17 protein-coding genes are annotated in these 19,660 nt (G+C 62.6%); 11 read left to right on the forward strand and 6 right to left on the reverse strand.

Annotated features, from left to right (window positions below; translation table 11 throughout):
- Window positions 1–11 precede the first annotated feature (11 nt).
- From AC0IYS_RS13960 to AC0IYS_RS13995, 8 genes are all read left to right on the forward strand, one after another.
- The gene (locus AC0IYS_RS13960; RefSeq protein WP_471705714.1) at window positions 12–1,277 is read left to right on the forward strand and encodes a lipoprotein-releasing ABC transporter permease subunit; all 1,266 of its coding nucleotides are present in this window, start codon (window positions 12–14) and stop codon (window positions 1,275–1,277) included.
- On the forward strand, window positions 1,270–1,977 hold the full coding sequence (lolD, locus tag AC0IYS_RS13965; protein WP_471705715.1) for a lipoprotein-releasing ABC transporter ATP-binding protein LolD: 708 nt from the start codon (window positions 1,270–1,272) through the stop codon (window positions 1,975–1,977). Before AC0IYS_RS13960 ends, lolD begins: the two co-directional genes overlap by 8 nt.
- A gap of 4 nt (window positions 1,978–1,981) precedes the next feature.
- Complete coding sequence (locus AC0IYS_RS13970; RefSeq protein WP_471705716.1) at window positions 1,982–2,776, forward strand: TatD family hydrolase; 795 nt, start codon at window positions 1,982–1,984, stop codon at window positions 2,774–2,776.
- A gap of 95 nt (window positions 2,777–2,871) precedes the next feature.
- Window positions 2,872–3,672: a CsgG/HfaB family protein gene (locus AC0IYS_RS13975; protein WP_471705717.1), complete on the forward strand. Its 801-nt coding sequence runs from the start codon at window positions 2,872–2,874 to the stop codon at window positions 3,670–3,672.
- 207 nt (window positions 3,673–3,879) lie between these two features.
- A complete protein-coding gene (locus tag AC0IYS_RS13980; RefSeq protein ID WP_471708865.1) occupies window positions 3,880–6,384 on the forward strand; it encodes a DNA internalization-related competence protein ComEC/Rec2 in 2,505 nt (834 codons plus the stop codon).
- Window positions 6,385–6,459: 75 nt separating this feature from the next.
- Entirely contained in the window at window positions 6,460–7,308 is an 849-nt protein-coding gene (locus AC0IYS_RS13985) for an alpha/beta hydrolase (RefSeq protein ID WP_471705718.1), read from the forward strand.
- Window positions 7,309–7,362: 54 nt separating this feature from the next.
- Window positions 7,363–7,929 carry a dCTP deaminase gene (gene dcd / locus AC0IYS_RS13990; protein WP_090319479.1) on the forward strand — a complete coding sequence of 189 codons (567 nt, stop codon included), beginning with the start codon at window positions 7,363–7,365 and terminating at the stop codon, window positions 7,927–7,929.
- A 134-nt stretch (window positions 7,930–8,063) separates the two neighbouring features.
- Entirely contained in the window at window positions 8,064–8,687 is a 624-nt protein-coding gene (locus AC0IYS_RS13995; RefSeq protein WP_471705719.1) for a hypothetical protein, read from the forward strand.
- Window positions 8,688–8,694: 7 nt separating this feature from the next.
- Here the strand turns inward: AC0IYS_RS13995 and AC0IYS_RS14000 are convergent, their stop codons facing one another.
- The gene (locus AC0IYS_RS14000) at window positions 8,695–10,218 is read right to left on the reverse strand and encodes a sensor histidine kinase (protein ID WP_471705720.1); all 1,524 of its coding nucleotides are present in this window, start codon (window positions 10,216–10,218) and stop codon (window positions 8,695–8,697) included.
- Between the two features lie 4 nt (window positions 10,219–10,222).
- Window positions 10,223–10,915 (reverse strand): response regulator transcription factor, encoded by a 693-nt coding sequence (locus tag AC0IYS_RS14005; RefSeq protein WP_471705721.1) that lies wholly within the window; start codon window positions 10,913–10,915, stop codon window positions 10,223–10,225.
- 206 nt (window positions 10,916–11,121) lie between these two features.
- Here AC0IYS_RS14005 and AC0IYS_RS14010 point away from each other — a divergent pair, with 206 nt between their 5' ends.
- Together AC0IYS_RS14010 and AC0IYS_RS14015 are read left to right on the forward strand one after the other, a co-directional pair.
- A complete protein-coding gene (locus AC0IYS_RS14010) occupies window positions 11,122–11,664 on the forward strand; it encodes a periplasmic heavy metal sensor (protein WP_471705723.1) in 543 nt (180 codons plus the stop codon).
- Between the two features lie 73 nt (window positions 11,665–11,737).
- Window positions 11,738–12,622, forward strand: a complete 885-nt coding sequence (locus tag AC0IYS_RS14015) for a dioxygenase family protein (protein ID WP_471705724.1) — start codon at window positions 11,738–11,740, stop codon at window positions 12,620–12,622.
- Between the two features lie 9 nt (window positions 12,623–12,631).
- Here AC0IYS_RS14015 and AC0IYS_RS14020 read toward each other — a convergent pair whose 3' ends face one another.
- The 4 genes from AC0IYS_RS14020 to AC0IYS_RS14035 form a co-directional block, all read right to left on the reverse strand.
- Complete coding sequence (locus tag AC0IYS_RS14020; RefSeq protein WP_090319459.1) at window positions 12,632–12,823, reverse strand: YqaE/Pmp3 family membrane protein; 192 nt, start codon at window positions 12,821–12,823, stop codon at window positions 12,632–12,634.
- A gap of 74 nt (window positions 12,824–12,897) precedes the next feature.
- Window positions 12,898–15,156 (reverse strand): Orn/Lys/Arg family decarboxylase, encoded by a 2,259-nt coding sequence (locus AC0IYS_RS14025; protein WP_471705725.1) that lies wholly within the window; start codon window positions 15,154–15,156, stop codon window positions 12,898–12,900.
- Between the two features lie 211 nt (window positions 15,157–15,367).
- On the reverse strand, window positions 15,368–15,934 hold the full coding sequence (locus tag AC0IYS_RS14030; RefSeq protein WP_471705726.1) for a DUF4337 domain-containing protein: 567 nt from the start codon (window positions 15,932–15,934) through the stop codon (window positions 15,368–15,370).
- Window positions 15,935–15,974: 40 nt separating this feature from the next.
- Window positions 15,975–16,460: a dihydrofolate reductase gene (locus AC0IYS_RS14035; RefSeq protein ID WP_471705727.1), complete on the reverse strand. Its 486-nt coding sequence runs from the start codon at window positions 16,458–16,460 to the stop codon at window positions 15,975–15,977.
- A gap of 162 nt (window positions 16,461–16,622) precedes the next feature.
- Between AC0IYS_RS14035 and AC0IYS_RS14040 the strand changes: the two genes are divergently transcribed.
- Window positions 16,623–19,508: an insulinase family protein gene (locus tag AC0IYS_RS14040; RefSeq protein ID WP_471705728.1), complete on the forward strand. Its 2,886-nt coding sequence runs from the start codon at window positions 16,623–16,625 to the stop codon at window positions 19,506–19,508.
- The last annotated feature ends 152 nt before the right edge of the window (window positions 19,509–19,660 follow it).

Raw genomic sequence — 19,660 nt, forward strand, 5'->3', positions numbered from 1 at the left:
CGCTGGAACACATGAGTATCATTAAGAATCTACCGTTTGAATGGCTGGTCGGCCTGCGCTACACGCGCGCCGGCAAGCGCAGCGGGCGCAACAGCTTTATCTCGTTCATCTCCCTCATTTCGATGGCCGGCATCGGCTTGGGCGTGGCTGCGCTGATCGTCGTGCTGTCCGTGATGAACGGCTTCCAGAAGGATGTCACCGGGCGCATGCTGTCGGTGCTGGCCCACGTGGAGGTGTTCGACGCGCGCGGCTCGATGCCGAACTGGCAGACCGCCGCCGCCGAGGCGCGCAAAAATCCCGAGGTGATCGGGACCGCGCCGTTCGCGGAGACGCAGGGCATGCTGGTGCGCGACGATATCCTGCGTCCAGCCATCATCCGCGGCGTGCTGCCGGAGCAGGAGCCGAACGTTTCCGATGTGGCGAAGCAGACCCGCAGGGGCAGTTTCGCTGCGCTGCAGCCGGGCGCCTACAACATCGTGCTCGGGATCGACCTCGCGCGCGCGTTGCGCGTGAACCTGGGCGAAAAGGTGACCCTCGCGCTGGCCCAGGGCCAGGCCACGCCGGCGGGGGTGCTGCCGCGCATGCGCTCCTTTAACGTGGTCGGCATCTTCGAGGCGGGCCATAATGAATTCGATTCCGCGCTCGCCTTCGTGCACCTGACCGACGCCGAAAAGCTGCTGCGCCTGGACGCGCCGGCAGGCTTGCGCCTGCGCCTGTCCGACATGAACCGCGCGCCGCAAGTGGCGCTGGACCTCAAGCGCACCATGTCCGGCGACCTGACCATGCGTGACTGGTCCAAACTCAATGCCAACTGGTTCGCCGCCGTGCAGACCGAAAAGCGCATGATGTTTATCATCCTGACGTTGATCATCGCGGTCGCCGCCTTCAACCTTGTCTCCACCCTGGTGATGACGGTGACCGACAAGCAGGCCGACATCGCCATCCTGCGCACCCTGGGCGCCTCGCCGCGATCGATCATGAAGATCTTCATGATCCAGGGAGCGCTGGTCGGCATCCTCGGCACCATACTGGGCGTGGCCGGCGGCGTGCTGGTGGCGCTGAACATCGACGTCATCGTGCCGTTTATCGAACATTTATTAGGAGTGCAGTTCTTGTCCAAGGATATTTACTACATCAGCGTCGTGCCATCGGACCTGCGCTGGCCGGACGTTTTCAAGATCGGCGGCGTGGCCGTGGTGCTGGCGTTCGTCGCCACGATCTACCCAAGCTGGTGGGCCGCCCGCGTCAAACCTGCGGAGGCATTGCGCTATGAGTGATCCAACGACCAACCCGGCACCGGTGGTCCTGTCCTGCCGTAACCTGGGCAAAACCTTCACGCAGGGCAGCTACTCGGTCAAGGTGCTGGCCGGGATCGACATCGACGTGCGGCGCGGCGAACGTGTCGCCATCGTCGGCGCCTCCGGCTCGGGCAAATCGACCTTGCTGCATCTGCTGGGCGGCCTCGATACGCCGACCACTGGCAGCGTGACCCTGCTGGGCAAGGACTTCGCCAGCTTGAACGAGTCGGCGCGCGGCGATCTGCGCAACGCCTCGCTGGGCTTCGTCTACCAGTTCCATCACCTGCTGCCGGAGTTCTCCGCGCTGGACAACGTCGGCATGCCGCTCATGATACGGCGCGTCAAGCGCAGCGACGCCACCAGCGCGGCGCAGCAAATCCTCGCCCGCGTGAACCTGGCCAAGCGCGTCACCCACGTTCCGGGCGAACTGTCCGGTGGCGAACGTCAGCGCGTGGCGCTGGCGCGCGCGCTCGTCACGCAGCCCGCCTGCGTGCTGGCCGACGAACCGACCGGCAACCTGGATCACGCCACCGCGCAGCAGATTTTCGACCTGATGCTGGAGCTGTCCCGCACCCTGGGCACGGCCTTCGTCATCGTCACCCACGACATCGAACTGGCGCGCCGCTGCGACCGCGTGCTGCGCCTGACCGACGAAGGCTTGAAACCCTACCAGGACTGACACCATGTGGATCGACACCCACTGCCACCTCGACGCCCACGAATTCGGCGGCGAATCCGCCGAACAGGCGCGGAAGGCGAGGGCGCAGGGTGTCGGCATGATCGTGATCCCGGCGGTGGAAACGGCCAATTTTTCCATCGTCGCCGAGTTGGCGGCCAGCGTCGATAACGGCTGTTATGCGCTCGGCATCCACCCCATCTATGTTCCGAACGCGCAGGAAGACGACTTGCGCGTGCTGCGCGGACAGGTTGAGGCGGCGCTGGCCGACCCGCGCTTCGTGGCGCTGGGCGAGATCGGCCTGGACTTCTTCATTCCCATGTTGACCGAGCCAGCGATGCGCGAGAAGCAGATATTCTTCTTCCGCGAGCAGCTCAAGATTGCCCGTGACTTCGAGCTGCCGGTGTTGATGCACGTGCGCCGCTCGCAGGACGTGGTGCTCAAGCACGCGCGCCAGATTCGTCCGGCAGGCGGCATCGCGCATGCCTTCAATGGCAGCTTCCAGCAGGCGCAGGGCTATATCGACCTGGGATTCAAGCTCGGTTTCGGCGGCGCCATGACGTTTACGCGCGCTTTGCAGATACGCCGCATGGCGGCCGAGCTGCCGCTGGAGGCGATCGTGCTGGAGACCGACGCGCCGGATATTTCGCCCAGCTGGATCCACCCGGGACGTAACAGCCCCGATCAGATTCCCCGCATCGGCGCCGTGCTGGCCGAGCTGCGTGGCATTTCCTTGGAAGAGGTCGCCAGCGCGACCACCGCCAATGCGCACGCAGCGTTGTTGCGGATGAAAGTTTCTTAGGTGATAAGTGATTTTGTGACATTTGGATAGAATTGCTCGTGAGTTGGCAGTGCATAATCGCCAATATTTGCCTGTACTAACTCACGGATATCCATATGACACCAGACGTTCGCCTCGCCGCCGCCCTCCTGTTTGTTCCCGCCATGTGCTTCGCCGATACGAGCGAAGTCTCCGAGCGCCAGATCAACGTGCCGAAGTGCACAACGCCTGCGGCCAAGGTCGTGTTTACCGAATTCAAATGCAAATCCGCCGATTGCTCGTCCGGCGCCGGCCAGCAGGATCCACGCCAATACCGCTGGTGGGAGCGGTCGGGCACCGTCGCGCAACCGAGCTACACGGGAGTGGGCACCGGCATGACCGAGATGCTGGCCACCGCGCTTACCCAGACCGGCTGCTTCGACGTGCAGGAGCGCGCCGAAATGGAGGAAATCAACAAGGAGCTGGCGCTGATCGGCAAAAAAGTCGAAGCCGAAGCGGCCGACTACATGATTACCGGCTCGATCACGTCGCTGGGCTTCGAGCAAAGCTCGACCGGCCTGGGTGGGCTGAGCTTCCTCAAGGGGCCGCTGAGCATGCTGGCGGGCGCGGTCGATTACAAAAAGTCCAAGGTGCACATGAACATGGACATCCGCGTGGTGGACGTGCGCCGCGCCAAGATCATCGCCTCCAAGACCTTCCAGGCCAACAACGAGAAGACCGGCTTCGGCATCTCGGCCATGGGCTGGGGCGGCGGCACCGGGCTGGGCGGCAACCACGCCAGCATCAGCGGCTCGCCGCTGGAAGAAGTGGCGCGCGATTTGCTGGTGAAATCGACGTCTTTCCTGACCGAGACCATCGCCGCGAAAAACATCAACGAGCGCATCGCGGTGAAGGCGACTGACGTTTCGCCGAAGTAAGCATTACCTCGTTCGCGGGGTATAGAGCGCCGGCAGGGTGATCCCTGCCGGCGCTTTTTGTTTGTTTGCAGAAAAGTTATGTTGATGCGGATCAAAAGCCGCGTCGTCCCCGTGAATTGCTCACGCGAGCTTGCATAGTATCGCTGTGTCGGACGGGCGGGCTGACCGAATGCTCCACTGCGAGAGCGACCCATTGGCGGAGTGACGATGCGATTGGCGATAATCGGCTTTGCTGCGGGCGCGGCGTTCTTGCAGACGCAGGCGGTGCTGCCGGTCGTTTCAGTTATGATTTCGGTCGCCGCACTTTCGATGGCCTGGCTCGCGCTATGGCACACGGTGGTCAAGCGCAGATTGTCAGTGAGCGGCATGCTTCGGCATCGGATTTCGCGCCCGGCAAACGCTTTGCTGGTGGGCGCCATCATCGGCTTCTATTGGGCGGCCTGGCTTGCGCATGTGGCGTTGTCCTCGCAGCTGGCAAGCGCGGACGAGGGGCGGGACTTCACGGTAATCGGCACCATCGATAACTTGCCATATCGTTTTTCGCAAGGCGCGCGGTTCAATTTTGCGGTGGAACGTGTTCTGGATGGGCGGGGCGGGGAGCAGACGACAACATCGGTGCCGACTCCGGTCCCGCCACGTATCGCGTTGTCCTGGTATGCGGGTTTCCGGAATCAGGTGATTAACGTGGGTGACGTGCAGCCGGGCGAGCGCTGGCAACTGACGGTGCGCCTTCAGCGGCCTCACGGCAACGCCAACGAATACGGCTTCGATTACGAAGCTTGGTTATTGGAGCAGCGCGTGCGCGCGACCGGCTACGTGCGGCCACATAACACCAACCGGCGTCTGGACAATTTTGTCTTCGGTGCCCGCAACGTCATCGAGCATTGCCGCGCCGCGCTGCGGGCGCGCATCCTGGCGGCGCTTCCCGACAAACCCTACGCAGGCGTGATCGTCGCCTTGGTCGTCGGCGACCAGCGCGGGATCGATCAATCGGACTGGAAGGTCTTTACCAATACCGGTATCGGTCACCTCGTCAGCATCAGCGGATTGCACATCACGATGGTGGCGGGATTGTTCGCACTGATCGCCTTCACGTTGTGGCGGCACTCGTTTTTCACGCGCGCGCAATTGCCTTTGATGATGCCGGCGCAAAAAGTCGCGGCGCTGGTCGGCGCGGCGGTCGCCTTGTTCTATGTGCTGCTGGCAGGCTTCGGCGTGCCGGCGCAGCGTACGCTGTACATGTTGATCGTCGTCGCCATCGCGCTGTGGCTGAACCGGATCGCCAGCGTTTCGCATGTGCTGTGCACGGCGCTTGGCGTCGTGGTGCTGCTAGACCCTTGGGCGGTGCTGTGGCCGGGTTTTTGGTTGTCGTTCGGTGCCGTGGCGGTCATCTTGTATTCCACTGTCGGCCGCACCACGTTGCGGCCCGACCGGCGCGCGCCTGGCGTCGATGAAGCGCCGCAGGGGGCGCATTCCGCGCCAACGCTCGGTGCACGATGCTGGCAGGCCTTGCGCGTTGGCGCGCACACCCAGTACGCCGTCACGCTTGGACTGGTGCCGCTGACGATGCTGCTGTTTGCGCAAGTGTCCGTCATCAGCCCTTTGGCGAACGCGGTAGCGATACCGTTGATTAGTCTTGTCGTCACGCCGCTGGCGCTGGTGGGCAGCATGCTGCCGATGTCCTTGGCGGCGTGGGTGCTCGGCCTGGCGCATCTGCTGGTCGAGTGGTTGACCATTTGCCTGCAATGGTTCAGCGGCTTGCGCTATGCCGTTTGGCGCGCGCCGACACCGCCGTTCTGGCTTTTCGGTTGGGCCATGTTCGGCACTCTGTGGCTGCTGGCGCCACGCGGTTGGCCGGCGCGCTGGCTCGGGTTGGCGACGTGGATCCCGTTGCTGGCGGCCGAGCCATCGCATCCGGAACCGGGCCGCATGACCGTAACCGCCTTCGATGTGGGGCAGGGCATGGCCCTGCTGATCGAAACCAGCCATCATCGTATGCTTTACGATACCGGTCCAAGCTACGGCACCGAAATCAACGCCGGCAACCGCGTCATCCTGCCGTATTTGCGGGCGCGCGGCATCGCGTCGCTGGATGGGATGATCGTCAGCCACAGCGACGTCGATCATTCCGGCGGCGCCTTGACCGTGCTGGATGGCTTGCCGGTCGGTTGGGTGCTTGGATCGCTGCTGCCCAATCATCCGATCGTGGCGGCGGGCCGGCGGCACGTGCAATGCGCCGCCGGACAGGCGTGGACGTGGGACGGCGTGCGCTTCGAGATACTGCATCCGTTGGCCGCCAGCTATGCCGACGTCACGCTGAAGCCCAATGCGCGCGGCTGCACCCTGAAGATCACCGCCGGAGGGAAGTCGATGCTGCTGGCCGGCGATATCGAGGCCTTGCAAGAGTCGCAACTCGTGGCGCGTGATCGGGAACGGTTGCGCGCCGATGTCCTGCTGGTTCCACATCATGGGAGCGGCACCAGTTCGACACCGGATTTTTTAAAAGCGGTGAATCCGCAGGCGGCCGTGTTCCAGGTCGGCTACCGCAACCGCTATCAACATCCCAAAAAGGAAGTCTACGACCGCTATGGAGAACTGCAGATCCAACGCTTGCGGACCGACCAATCGGGCGCCTTGACCCTTGATTTCGGCCAAACGATCGACATAGCCAGCTATCGCGAAACGCACGCCCGCTACTGGTACGGCCGCTGAATTAGAGCGTTCCCACCAGCCGCAGGCGGGAACTGCCGTTACAATTGGCCCACAATAACCATACGGAGACCGCTTGTGAGCAAGCCCAAGCTGCATTTCGCCCATGCCAACAGCTATCCGGCGGGCGTTTACCGCCAGTTCTTCGAGCGCTTGAACGACCAATTCGACATCCAGGCGCTCGATATGCACGCGCATAACCCGAAATATCCAGTGACCGACTGCTGGCCGCATCTGGTGGAAGAATACATCGCCGAACTGACCGCGCGCTATACGGAACCGGTGATCCTTGTCGGTCACTCCTTGGGCGGCATGCTGAGTTTATTGGTCGCCCACGCGCGGCCGGACCTGGTGCGCTGCGTCGTCATGCTCGACGCGCCGGTGGTCGCTGGCTGGCGCGCGCTGGTCTGGCGCACCATCAAATTGATCGGCAAGGCGTATGACGTCCCGCCGGCCAAGTTCTCCAAACGCCGCCGCAACGTGTGGCCCAGCGTCGCCGCCGCGTATGAGCACTTCGCCAGCAAGGATATCTTCGCCGCCTGGGCGCCGGGCGTGCTGACAGATTACATCGACAACGGCATGAAACCGCATCCGGAAGGCGTTCAGTTGCGCTTTACGAGGGAGATCGAGACGGCGGTCTACGCCAGCTTGCCCCATCATCTGCCCAAAATCGTGCGCGGACAATTCCCGGTGCCGATTGGCTTCATCGGCGGCACCGATTCGTGGGAAACCAGCCAGTCCGGCCATGAACACACGCAGGCGCTGGTGGGCCGCCACTTCCGACTGATCCCCGGCGGCCACCTGTTCCCGATGGAGACGCCGGCGGCGGCGGCCGACGCCACGGCCGACATGATCGCCGGTCTGCTGGACGAACAATCCACCGCCGGCGGCGCTAAAAAAGTTCTTAAATACAGGGCTTTCGCGTAAAATCTCGTCCATTCGGCGCTTAGCGCCTCCCGGCAATTTTAGGAATACCTTGCGATGACGATTAAAAGCGATAAATGGATACGCCGCATGGCGGAGCAGCATGGGATGATCGAGCCGTTCTTCCCGGACCAGGTGCGCGAGCAGGATGGCCGCAAAGTCATCTCCTACGGCACCTCGTCGTACGGCTACGATATCCGCTGCGCCGACGAATTCAAGATCTTCACGAACATCAACAGCACCATCGTCGATCCGAAGAACTTCGATTCGAACTCCTTTGTCGACGTCAAGAGCGATGTCTGCATCATCCCGCCGAACTCCTTCGCGCTGGCCCGTACGATGGAGTACTTCCGTATTCCGCGCAGCGTGCTGACCGTCTGCCTGGGTAAATCGACGTACGCGCGTTGCGGCATCATCGTCAACGTGACCCCGTTCGAGCCGGAATGGGAAGGCTACGTGACCCTGGAATTTTCCAACACCACGCCGCTGCCAGCGAAAATCTACGCCGGCGAGGGCTGCGCCCAGGTGCTGTTCTTCGAAAGCGATGAAGTGTGCGAAGTGTCGTACAAGGATCGCAATGGCAAATATCAAGGCCAGCGTGGCGTGACCTTGCCAAAAGCCTAAGGGCGCTCGCAACCGTAATGAAGTCAATTATCTTTTGTACGAGCTATATCAGGGACTCCCGGGCGTGGGAGACGCGATATAAGCGCTGGCTCGATTATTATCGGGATTTTCCGCTTGATGTGGTCAAAAGACTGATGATCGACGATGGCTCGCCGTATCTGCCGCCGGCGGATATCATCAAGACGGTTTCCCATACCGCCCCCCTGGCATCGTTGGAAGATAAGGATTTAATCATTCGATTCGACGATAACCTGGGGCGGCAGAGTATCAAGGACTATCCCGGTTGGTGGCGCAGTTTTCTTCACTCGGTGGAGGTGGCGAGAGAACTGGGCGTCGATAAAATCATCCATATCGAGTCGGACGCGTATATCTTGAGCCCACGGCTGCGCGATTTCATCGAGCAGGCCAGCAGCGGGTGGCATGTCCTGTGGACGCAGCATAACAACTTCCCGGAAACGGCGATCCAGGTCATTTGCCGCGATCAGTTCGAGATCTTCGAAGACTTCAAGCGGAAAAATCCAACGTTGCACTTCCCGGATATGGCCGAGCATATGCTGCCATTCACCTCGGTGAACCGGGAATTCATCGGCGACCGTTACAGCGAGCTCAAGCGCAATCGCGGGGTATTCAAGTCGAAGAAATTCAATTCTCTGCCGATATTCAAGCTGGACTTCTTTAACGTTCAGATTCCGGCGGACGCGGACTTCGTGACCCAGGGCGTGAGCAGCCAGCGACTGGAATTCCGGCGCAACGGATAACGCTTTTTTACAGCTTCACCGGCAGTATCATCTTCACGCACAAGCCACCACCCGCCCGGTTGGTGGCTTTTATACTTCCGCCGTGCGCTTCGATCACATGCTGGGCGATCGCCAGACCCAGGCCGTGGCCCTCGGTGCCGGCGTTGGACGACCGGAAGAAGGGCTGGAAAATGGTCTCCAGATCGGCCGGCGTCACGCCCGGCCCCCGATCCAGCACGCGGATGCATAGCTGGCGCGCCTCGGGCAGGGACCGCACCTGCAACTGCACTTCGCCCCCTTCGGCACTGTGCTTGATGGCGTTGCGTACCACGTTCTCAATCGCCCGCCCCAGCAAATCGGCCTGGCCGACCACCAGCACGTCGGCATCGCCCTCGCGCACCACGGTGCGCTGCTGGCTGGCCGCCTCGTAACTGGCATCGTCGGCGATTTGCTCCAGCAGATCGGCCATGCTGATTTCTTCCTGGCTGGCCTTGATCGCGCCGGCCTCCAAGCGCGCCAACGTCAGCAGCTCGCCCACCAGTTTGTCCATGCGCACGCTCTCGCGTTCGATCCGCTCCATCGAGGCGGCGATTTTGTCCGGCTGCTGGTGCGCCAGGCCGATCGCCGCCTGCAGCCGCGCCAGTGGCGAGCGCAGTTCGTGCGACACGTCGTGCAGCAGACGCGTTTGACCGTCGATCAGATTTCGCAGGCGCGCCGTCATGCGGTCGAAATCGCGACCGAGGTCGTTCAGTTCCGCGAGGCTTTTGCCGGAGGCGCTGACGAAGCGCGGTGCCAGGTCGCCTCCGGCGGCGGCATCGAAGGCCGCCCGCAAGGCGCGGATCGGCCGCGAAAAATACCAGGCCAGGATCACGGAGAACAACAGGCTGGCGAAGATTGCTGCGACGATCGGCACCCACGGCTTGAGCGGCTCGAATCGTGGGCCCATCGGCCCGCGCGGGCCTTGCATGCCCGGCGCGCCATTGGCGCCTTGCGCCTGGCCGGGAGGCGGACCGCCGGCGGCCGCGCCATCGGGCGGCGGACCGCCAGGCCCGCCAAAGCCGCCGCCCATGCGCCGTTCCTCGAACAGCATTTGCTGGCTTTTCAACCCGGCGAGCAGTTGCCGCGACTCGCTGTCGAAGCCGCGCTGGCGCTCGGCCCACGGCAGGAACAGCAGATAGCGATTGCCCTGCGGGTCGTACACCTGTCGCACCACGCGGCGCTTGCCGTCGTCCTTGAGCAGGGCGCGCGACTCGCGCAGCATGGCCGGACTGACGATGCGGCCCAACATTTCGCGACCCTCGTCATCGACCGCGTAGACGCGCCGCCTGTCCATATTATCGAGCATGCGCCGCAGGGCGTTGGTGCCGCCGTATTCCAGCGTGGCGGCGGCCGCGTTGATGGCGATTTCCGCCGGCGGACTGGTGTCGATGTCGGCCGGGGTGGCCTTTTGCTGGCTGCGGTCCTTGAGCCAAATGCCGCCGACGACGCCGACGGTTGCCGTCATCTGTGCCAGCAGTATGCACACGAAGAACTTCCAGAACAGACGTCCCACGGGCTTACTCCTTGATCAGCTGATAGCCAAGGCGGTAGACCGTTTGCAGGCAGGAGCGGCCGTCGGCGATGGTGCCGAGTTTGTGGCGCAAGCTGCTCAGATGGACGTCGATATTGCGGTCGAAGCGCGCCAGCGGGCGGCCGAGTCCCTGTTCGGAGAGGGTGTTTTTGCTGACCGGGCGTCCGGCGTTGCGCGCCAGGACTTCGAGCAGGTTGAATTCGGTGCTGGTCAGTTCCAGCTTGGCGCCGGCCCAGGCGGCGCGGCGCTGCTCCGGCCACATGGTCAGCTGGCCGACGTTGAGCGCGGCGGGCGTGCCGTTGTCGGTCGGCGCGCTCTGCGCCCGGCGCAGGATGGCGCGGATGCGGGCCGTCAGTTCGCGCGGCGTGCAGGGCTTGGTGACGTAGTCGTCGGCGCCGAGCTCGAGGCCGACGATGCGGTCGGTGTCGTCGCCGCGTCCGGTGAGCATCAGGATCGGCAGCTGGCTGTTGGTGCGGATGCGGCGCAGCGTCTCCAGACCGTTCATGCGCGGCATCATCACGTCGAGGATGGCGATGGCGTACTGCCCGGTGGCCGCCTCGGAGGTGCCGGCTTCGCCGTCGTGCACGGCTTTGACGTCGAAGCCTTCTTGCTCCAGATACTCCTGGAACATGCCCACCAGCTCGATGTCGTCGTCGATCAACAGTACTTTGCTCTTCATTGCTGCGCGATTCTTTCTATAAGGATCGGCAATCATACCAGCCGGAAAGGGCATGTCAGCTCACTTTTACGCCGATTTACAACGGCTTGCCCATGCGCAACTCGGCCGGGAATCAGGCTTTTACGCCGATTTACGTTGTCCTTACGCTACTTAACATGGGGCAACTAGAAAATGGCGTTTCCCAGTTGAGATGAGGATGGACTTAAATGAAAAATAACAAAACAGGCGTACGGAAGTTCTTGCTCGCCATGGCCGTGGCGCTGCCGTTGTGCGCCGGCGCCACCGGCGCCAACGAGATCGAAGACCACCGCTCGGCCACGCCGCATGGCGGGCCCGACCGCGATGGACTCGAAGCCGGTCCGCGCATGCAGGGCGGCCTGCCGCCGTTCGGTCCGCCGGGCATGGCCGGCATGGTGGGGCGCCCGCTGTTTTTGCGCTCCGTCGCGTTGAGCGAAGCGCAGGACGACAAGGTGTTCGCGATCCTGCATGAGGAGAAGCCGTATCTGCGCGAACAGGCCAAAGCCGCCGCCAAGGCGCAGGAAGCGCTGCGCGAGATGGCCGGCGCCGAGAAGTACGACGACGCCAAAGCCGCAGCGCTGGCGCAGGCCGCCGCCACCGCGATGGCCAACATCTCCTTACAGCGCGTGCGTACCGAACAAAAGCTGTTGGCGGTGCTGACGCCCGAGCAGCGCAAGAAGCTGGACGGGGACAAGGATGGCAGGGACAAGCCGGGCCGTCCGCGTCCTTAGATATTACCGAAGCACCAACCGACCATCCCGGCGGACGCGGGGTGGCGGTTCAACCAAAAAAAGGGGAGCAAGCATGGAACATCATGACGATAACGAACACAGCCTGGCCGCCGATCTGGCCGCGATGCTCAATCTGAACAGCGACCGTCGCCAGACGTTGCGCTGGCTGTTGGCGGGCGCTTCGGCCCTGCCGATGATGGGTTGCGGCGGCGGTTCGGACAGCGCCACCGATACCAGCAGCACGACCGCGACGGTCACGACGCCAGCCACCACAACCACTACCACCACGCCGACCACCACCACCACCGGTTCCTGCTCGGTGATACCGGAGGAGACCGGCGGCCCGTATCCGGCCGACGGCACCAACAGCAATTCCAGCGGCGTGGTCAATGTGCTGACGCAGTCGGGCGTTGTGCGCAGCGACATTCGCGGCAGCTTCAATGGACCCACGGGCGTGGCCGCCGGCGTGCCGCTGACCGTCAAGCTACAGATCGTCAACACCAACGGCAGCTGCGCGACGCTTGAGGGTTTCGCGGTATACCTGTGGCACTGCGACCGCGACGGCAATTACTCGCTGTATTCGAGCGGCGTGACGACGCAAAACTATCTGCGCGGTGTGCAGGCGACCGATAGCAGCGGCAATGTGTCGTTTACAACCATCTTCCCCGGCTGCTACTCGGGACGCGTGCCGCATGTGCACTTCGAGGTGTACCGGTCGCTGTCGGCGGCGACGAGCGCGTCGAATCGCCTCAAAACGTCGCAGTTCAGCTTCCCGGTGGCGACCTGCAACGAGGTGTACGCCACCACCGGCTACAGCGCCAGCGTGCGCAATATGGCCGCGATCAGCCTGGCGACCGACAACGTGTTCAGTGATGGGTATTCGCTGCAAATGACCACGGTGACGGGCAATGCCACCGATGGTTATGTCGCCACGTTGACAGTGGGCGTGGCCGCTTGACGCTGGGCGTTACCGGCCGCCCATGGCGTCGCGGATCTTTTGGTCGGTCTTGTACTGGCTCAGCGCGTACACCGCCCAGATCGCCGCTGGCAGCCAGCCGATCAGGGTAATTTGCAAAATCAGGCAGATGATGCCGGCGAACGGACGGCCGATCGTGAAGAAGGTCAGCCACGGCAGGATCAGGGCAATAATAAGGCGCATAAGTGTCTTGTCTTTAGTTGATAACTACGGGGCGGGCAGGATGCCCGCGCCCGCAATTTACCATACTCACCGCATCAAGCGTCCAGCTTGACGCAATCGACGAAGTAACCACGCTTGCCGTCGACCTCGCGCTTGACCAGGCCGTGCACGTCCGTCTCGAAGCCCGGGAAGCGCTCGTTGAAGTCGCGCGCGAAGCGCAGGTAGTCGACGATGGTCTTGTTGAAGCGCTCGCCCGGAATCAGCAGCGGGATGCCCGGCGGGTAAGGCGTCAGCAGGATCGACGTGATGCGGCCTTCCAGCTCCTCGATCGCCACGCGCTCGATTTCGCGGTGCGCCATCTTGGCGAATGCGTCCGACGGCTTCATCGCCGGGATCATGTCCGACAGGTACATCTCGGTCGTCAGGCGCGCCACATCATAGGCCTTGTAGAAATCGTGGATCTGCTGGCACAGGTCGCGCAGGCCCATTTTTTCGTAGGTCGGGTTGGCTGCCGCGAACTCCGGCAGGATGCGCCACATCGGCTGGTTCTTGTCGTAGTCGTCCTTGAACTGCTGCAACGCGGTCAGCAGGGTGTTCCAGCGGCCCTTGGTGATGCCGATGGTGAACATGATGAAGAACGAGTACAGCCCGCACTTCTCGATGATCACGCCGTGCTCGGCCAGGTACTTGGTGACGATCGACGCCGGAATGCCGCTGTCGGCAAACTGGCCGTCAAGCGACAGGCCCGGATTGACGATGGTGGCCTTGATCGGGTCGAGCATGTTGAAGTTCGGCGCCAGGTTGCCGAAGCCGTGCCAGTCGTCCTCTGCGCGGATGACCCAGTCTTCGCGCGAGCCGATGCCTTCTTCGGCGAAGTTTTGCGGACCCCACACCTGGAACCACCAGTCCTTGCCCCATTCCTGGTCGATCTTTTGCATCGCCCGGCGGAAGTCCAGCGCTTCCAGGATCGATTCCTCGACCAGCGCGGTGCCGCCCGGCGCTTCCATCATGGCGGCGGCGACGTCGCACGAGGCGATGATCGAATACTGCGGCGAGGTCGATGTGTGCATCAGGTACGCTTCGTTGAAAGCGTCGCGGTCCAGCTTGACCGTTTCCGATTCGCGCACCAGCACTTGCGAGGCCTGCGACAGGCCGGCGAGCAGCTTGTGGGTCGACTGGGTCGAGAAGATCATCGACTCTTTCGCGCGCGGACGGTCCTTGCCGATCGCGTGCATATCCTTGTAGAAATCGTGGAAGGTGGCGTGCGGCAGCCACGCTTCGTCGAAGTGCAGGGTGTCGATCTTGCCATCCAACAGCTCGCGCAGGGTCTCGACGTTGTAGACCACGCCGTCGTAGGTCGACTGGGTGATGGTCAGGATGCGCGGCTTCTTGTTCTTGGCTTCGCGGGCGAACGGATTCGCCTCGATCTTGCGCATGATGCTTTCCATCGAGAACTCTTCCAGCGGAATCGGACCGATGATGCCCAGGTGGTTACGCGTCGGCATCAGGAACACCGGAATCGCGCCGCACATGATGATCGAGTGCAGGATCGACTTGTGGCAGTTGCGGTCGACGACGACGATGTCGCCGGGCGCCACGGTCGAGTGCCAGACCATCTTGTTCGATGTCGACGTGCCGTTGGTGACGAAGTAGCAGTGGTCGGCGTTGAAGATGCGCGCGGCGTTGCGCTCGGACGCGGCCACCGGGCCGGTGTGGTCGAGCAGCTGGCCGAGTTCCTCGACGGCGTTGCAGACGTCGGCGCGCAGCATGTTCTCGCCGAAGAACTGGTGGAACATCTGGCCGATCGGCGACTTCAGGAAGGCCACGCCGCCCGAGTGGCCGGGGCAGTGCCACGAATACGAACCGTCGTTGGCGTAGTGCACCAGCGCGCGGAAGAACGGCGGCGACAGGCCGTCCAGGTAGGACTTGGCTTCGCGGATGATGTGGCGGGCGACGAATTCCGGCGTGTCCTCGAACATGTGGATGAAGCCGTGCAGCTCGCGCAGGATATCGTTGGGGATATGGCGCGAGGTGCGCGTTTCGCCATACAGGTAGATCGGGATGTCGGCGTTCTTGTAGCGGATTTCTTCGACGAAGGCGCGCAGCGACTTCAAAGCCGTGTCGGTCTCTTCGACCGAGCCGGCGCCGAATTCCTCGTCATCGATCGACAGCACGAAGGCCGACGCGCGCGATTGCTGCTGGGCGAACTGGGACAGGTCGCCGTAGCTGGTCACGCCCACCACTTCCATGCCTTCTTTTTCCATTGCATCGGCCAGGGCGCGAATGCCCAGGCCGGACGTGTTCTCGGAACGGAAATCCTCGTCGATGATGACGATGGGGAAACGAAATTTCATGCATGTCTCCAAAAAAGCAAGCCGCCCCTGACAAATGTGAAGGGGCGGACAGGGCGCGACACTATTGCTAGGGATCGCAGAAAAAAAATAAGAACGGGATTCTCGCAGAAATGCGCCCGCTGCGGGAAAAAAATATCATATAGAAAAAATGACCAAACCGCGCAGTAGAGTGCCTCAGCGGTGTGACGGGCGTATTACAGCCCGCCCGACCTTAGTGGAGCCAGGCAAAGATGCCCATCACGATGCCGACGCCGGCCACGCCGTACGCCAGGCCCATCATCCATTTCTTCCGCGTCAACAACGTAATAGCTGCCAGCGAAATAGCGATTTGCTCGGCGGTGGTCGCCAGCGCCCATTGGTGATGGTGGTGCATCGCCTCGTCGGACTTGTGATTCCATTCCTTCGACGATTCTTCCCATTTTTCCGCTTCCTTGCGGATATCGTCCTTTTCGGCCTTGTAGCGGGCGACCTCGGCCTCATATTTCTTGGGATCGACGCCGGGCAAAGTCATGGCGAGCTCGGCCAGATTTTGCTTGCTGGACTTGGCCTGGTAGTAGTTCCAGCTGTTGGCGGCTTGCGTCTTGTCGATCGCAGCGTTGTTCTTGAACATGGCCGCGTCGTTCTGTGTCGCCCCGCCCAGATAGCCGAATGCGGCGCCGACGGTCGCCAGGATCGCCGTCATGACGGCAATATTGTTTGAAAAGCCATCGTTTCCGTGGGCTGCGTGTTCCACCGCGTGATCGTGCGGTCCGTGTACGTGAAAACCTTGGCCTGACATGATTGTTGGATCCTTGAAGAGAGTTAAAACTTTATGGCGGTTAGACTTTGCGGCGATAGGTGACCAACGCGTACGGCAAGCCGGAGGTTTCGGAGGTGTGCTGCTCGCGGGCCGTTTCTTCCCACTCGGTGTGGTCGATTGCGGGGAAGAAGGCGTCGCAGTCGAAGGTTAGCCCGACTTCGGTGACGATCAAACGGTCGGTCAGGGCCATCGACTGCTTGTAGATCTCGGCGCCGCCGATGACATAGCCTTCGGCGCCTTCCAGCAGCGCGATCGCCGCGTCGACCGAGTCGACCGCCTCGACGCCGTCGTGGCGCCAGCCGGCGTTGCGGGTGATGACGATGTTGCGGCGGTTGGGCAGCGGACGGCCGATCGAATCGAAGGTTTTACGGCCCATGATGATCGGATGGCCGGTGGTCAGGCGCTTGAAATGGGCCAGATCCTCCGGCAATTTCCACGGCAAAGTGTTGTTGATGCCGATGCCGCCTTGCTGGTCGGTGGCGACGATGATGGTCAGTGTGCTCATGGATACTCTGTAAGGTTGGGTGAGAATTCCCGGTGGCTGGTATTATCGTTGAAATTGCGGTCCGCTTCCATGACCGTTGAGTAATTTGCCAGAGCGCGTAGCAAGCGCGAACGCTGGCGCGAACACCTTATGAATCCGGCCTGATGGCCATACCGAGTACCTATGACGAATTTCGAAAAAACCGGCAGCCGTTCCATCCCGTCCCTGCAAGCGACCGTTGAAGAATATATCGAGCCGCGCAGCGGCGCGCGCCACATCCACCTGGCCAGCGACCAGCAGGAGCTGGTGTTCCTGGTCGCCTTCCCGACGGTGCCGGACGTCAGCGACGGCCGCGCCCACATTCTGGAGCACCTGTCGCTGTGCGGCTCCGAGCGTTATCCCGTGCGCGATCCGTTTTTCTCGATGCTGCGCCGCTCCACCGCCACCTTCATGAACGCGTTCACGTACGCCGATCGTACCGTCTATCCGTTCGCCAGCACCGACCGCAAGGACTTCTTCAACCTGCTCGACGTATACCTGGACGCGACCTTCTTCCCGAACCTGGACTACCTGAACTTCCGTCAGGAAGGCTGGCGCCATGTCATCAAGGACGGCAAGCTGGCCTACCAGGGCGTAGTGTTCAACGAGATGAAGGGCGCCTTCAACGATCCGATGCGCGCGCTGTACAGCGGCATCGAAGGCACGCTGCTCAAAGGGACGACCTATGAAGTGGAATCCGGCGGCGATCCATTGGTGATCCCGGAACTGACGCACGAAATGCTCAAGGAATTCCACGCCAGTCATTACCATCCGTCGCAAGCGGTGTTCATGACGGCGGGCGCCATCAGCGCCGAGGAAATCCAGGAGCAGATCAAGCTGCGCGTGCTGTCCAAATTGCCGGCCGCCGCGCAGGAGCGCATGCTGCCGCAGTTGGCGGAATACTGGACCGAGCCGCGCGTCAACGAGGTGCGCATCCCGTCGCAACAGGCCAAGGCCGACGAATTCGGCCTGCAGTTCTCCTGGCTACTGGGCGAATCGACCGACCCGATGGCCTATTACAACGCCTATCTGCTCGACGCCGGCCTGCTGGGCGACGCCTCCTCGCCGCTGATGAAGGCGATGGAATCGGCAGGTTACGGTCGTCCATCGCGCCTGAACGGCCATGACGACGGCCCGCGCCAGCTGATTTTCCACGTCGGCATGGAAGGTTTGACCGAGCCGCAGATCGAAAAAGCGCGCGTGCGCATCTGGTCCGCGCTGGAGCGCGCGGCGAAGCAGGGCGTCCCGACCGACGCGCTGCAGGCCGCGTTGCGCGACATCCGCTACAGCCAGCGCGACACCGCCAACTCCCACATGCCGAACGCCTTGAGCCGCCTGCTGCACGCGCTGCCGGTTGCAATGCGCAACGGCGACGTGTTCGATGCGCTGGATGGCGAGGCCCACCTGGCCAAGCTGGAAGAGGCTATCCAGGACCCGGACTACTTCAAATCGCTGGTACGCTCGCTGCTGGAAAGCCCGACCCGCCTGACCACCAGCGTCATCCCGGACGCCACCTACTTTACGGCCCGCGACGCGATGGAGGAAGCGCAACTGGCGATACGCGAGGCCGCGCTGACCGACGACGAGCGCGCCCGCATCGAAGCCGAAACGGTGGCGCTGGACAAGCACCAGCAATTGCCGTCCAATTCCGAGGTGCTGCCGCGCATCCGTCCGTCGGATGTCAGCATCCATCCGGCGCCTGCGCTGCCTTTGCCCGAGCCGCTCGCCGGCCAGGGTGGCCGCGTGCTGCCGTTCACCATTGCCTCCAACGGTTTGTCGTATGCGCGCGTGAACTATGACGTGTCGCATTTTGAAGCCGCCGACTGGCCTTGGCTGCGTCTTTACGCGGACGTGGTCACCGAGATCGGTGTCGGCGACATGGACTACGAGGATGCCGACGCCTGGCGCCAGCTGATGGCGCCATCGTTCGACGTCGGCCTGGATGCGACCCAGCAGCCTGGCGGCGCGTTGAACCTGGAGTTGTGGTTCGGCGCCAGCGGATTGCGCGAAGATCACGAGGGCATCGCGGAACTGATTTCGCGCACCCTGTCGGAAACGCGCTTCGACGAGCATGAACGCCTGGCATTCCTGATCGACAGCGAGGCGCAGGATCGCCTGACCGGTTTGGCGCAGGCGGGCAACCGTTACGCCATGCTGGCGGCAACCGCGCCGCTGTCGCCGCTGCGCCGTTTCGACGACGTGGTCGGCGGCGCGGCGTCGCTGCCGTTCTACGGCAAGCTGCTCGAGAAGAGCAAAACACCGGAAGGCATCGCCGCCATCGCCGAGCGTCTGAGCGCGCTGCACAAGCGTGTGACCGGCGTGACGCCGATCATGCTGTCGGCCGGTTCCGGCGACGACAGCGCCGATCTCGCGCGCATGGTCAAGCTGCCGGCATCGCAGGCCGAGGCGCCTGGTACGTCGGCCGCGCCGGAGAGTTTGCCGCTGGCGGATGCGGCGTTGCATGCGGTCAGCCAGATCAACCACTGCGTGGTGGCGTGGCGCGCGCCGATGGTGCATGAAGAAGGCGCTGCGGCGCTGGCCGTGGCTGCGGAGCTGATGACCAACCAGTTGCTGCATGCGGCCTTGCGCGAAAAGGGCGGGGCGTATGGCGGTAGCGCGGGTTATGGCGGCGGCAGTGGTACGTTCGTCATGGCCTCGTACCGCGATCCGCGCCTGGCCGAGACCTACGCCGACTTCGACGTGGCGATCGATCAGATGCTGGAGAACGACTTCTCGCAGGAGGAGTTGGAAGAGGCAATCATCTGCGTAATCAAAGGGCTGGATAAGCCGAATTCTCCGCATGAGCAGGTCACGCACGCGTGGAGTTTGTACCGTCGCGGGATCAGCGAGGAATTGCGTCAGCAGTTCCGTAGCGGGGTGCTGAATTGCACGCTGGACGATATCCGCTCGGCGGTACGCACGTGGATCAAGGATGGCAAGGCCAGTCGCGCCGCGTTCGTCGGCGATCTGTCGCAGGACTTGTCGGGATTGAAGACGGTGGATCTGGTGGAGTTGGCCAACGCCGCTTAAATGGGCCTAATGGCTTACGCTAACGTGAATTATTTCTAAAACACGTAGGGCGGATTAGGCGGAACGCCGTAATCCGCCATCTATGAGCCGTTGGCGGCGCATGCATCGGCGGATTACGCTTCGCTAATCCGCCCTACGTGGTTTAGAAGATA

This window comes from Duganella sp. AC237 (assembly GCF_979254035.1).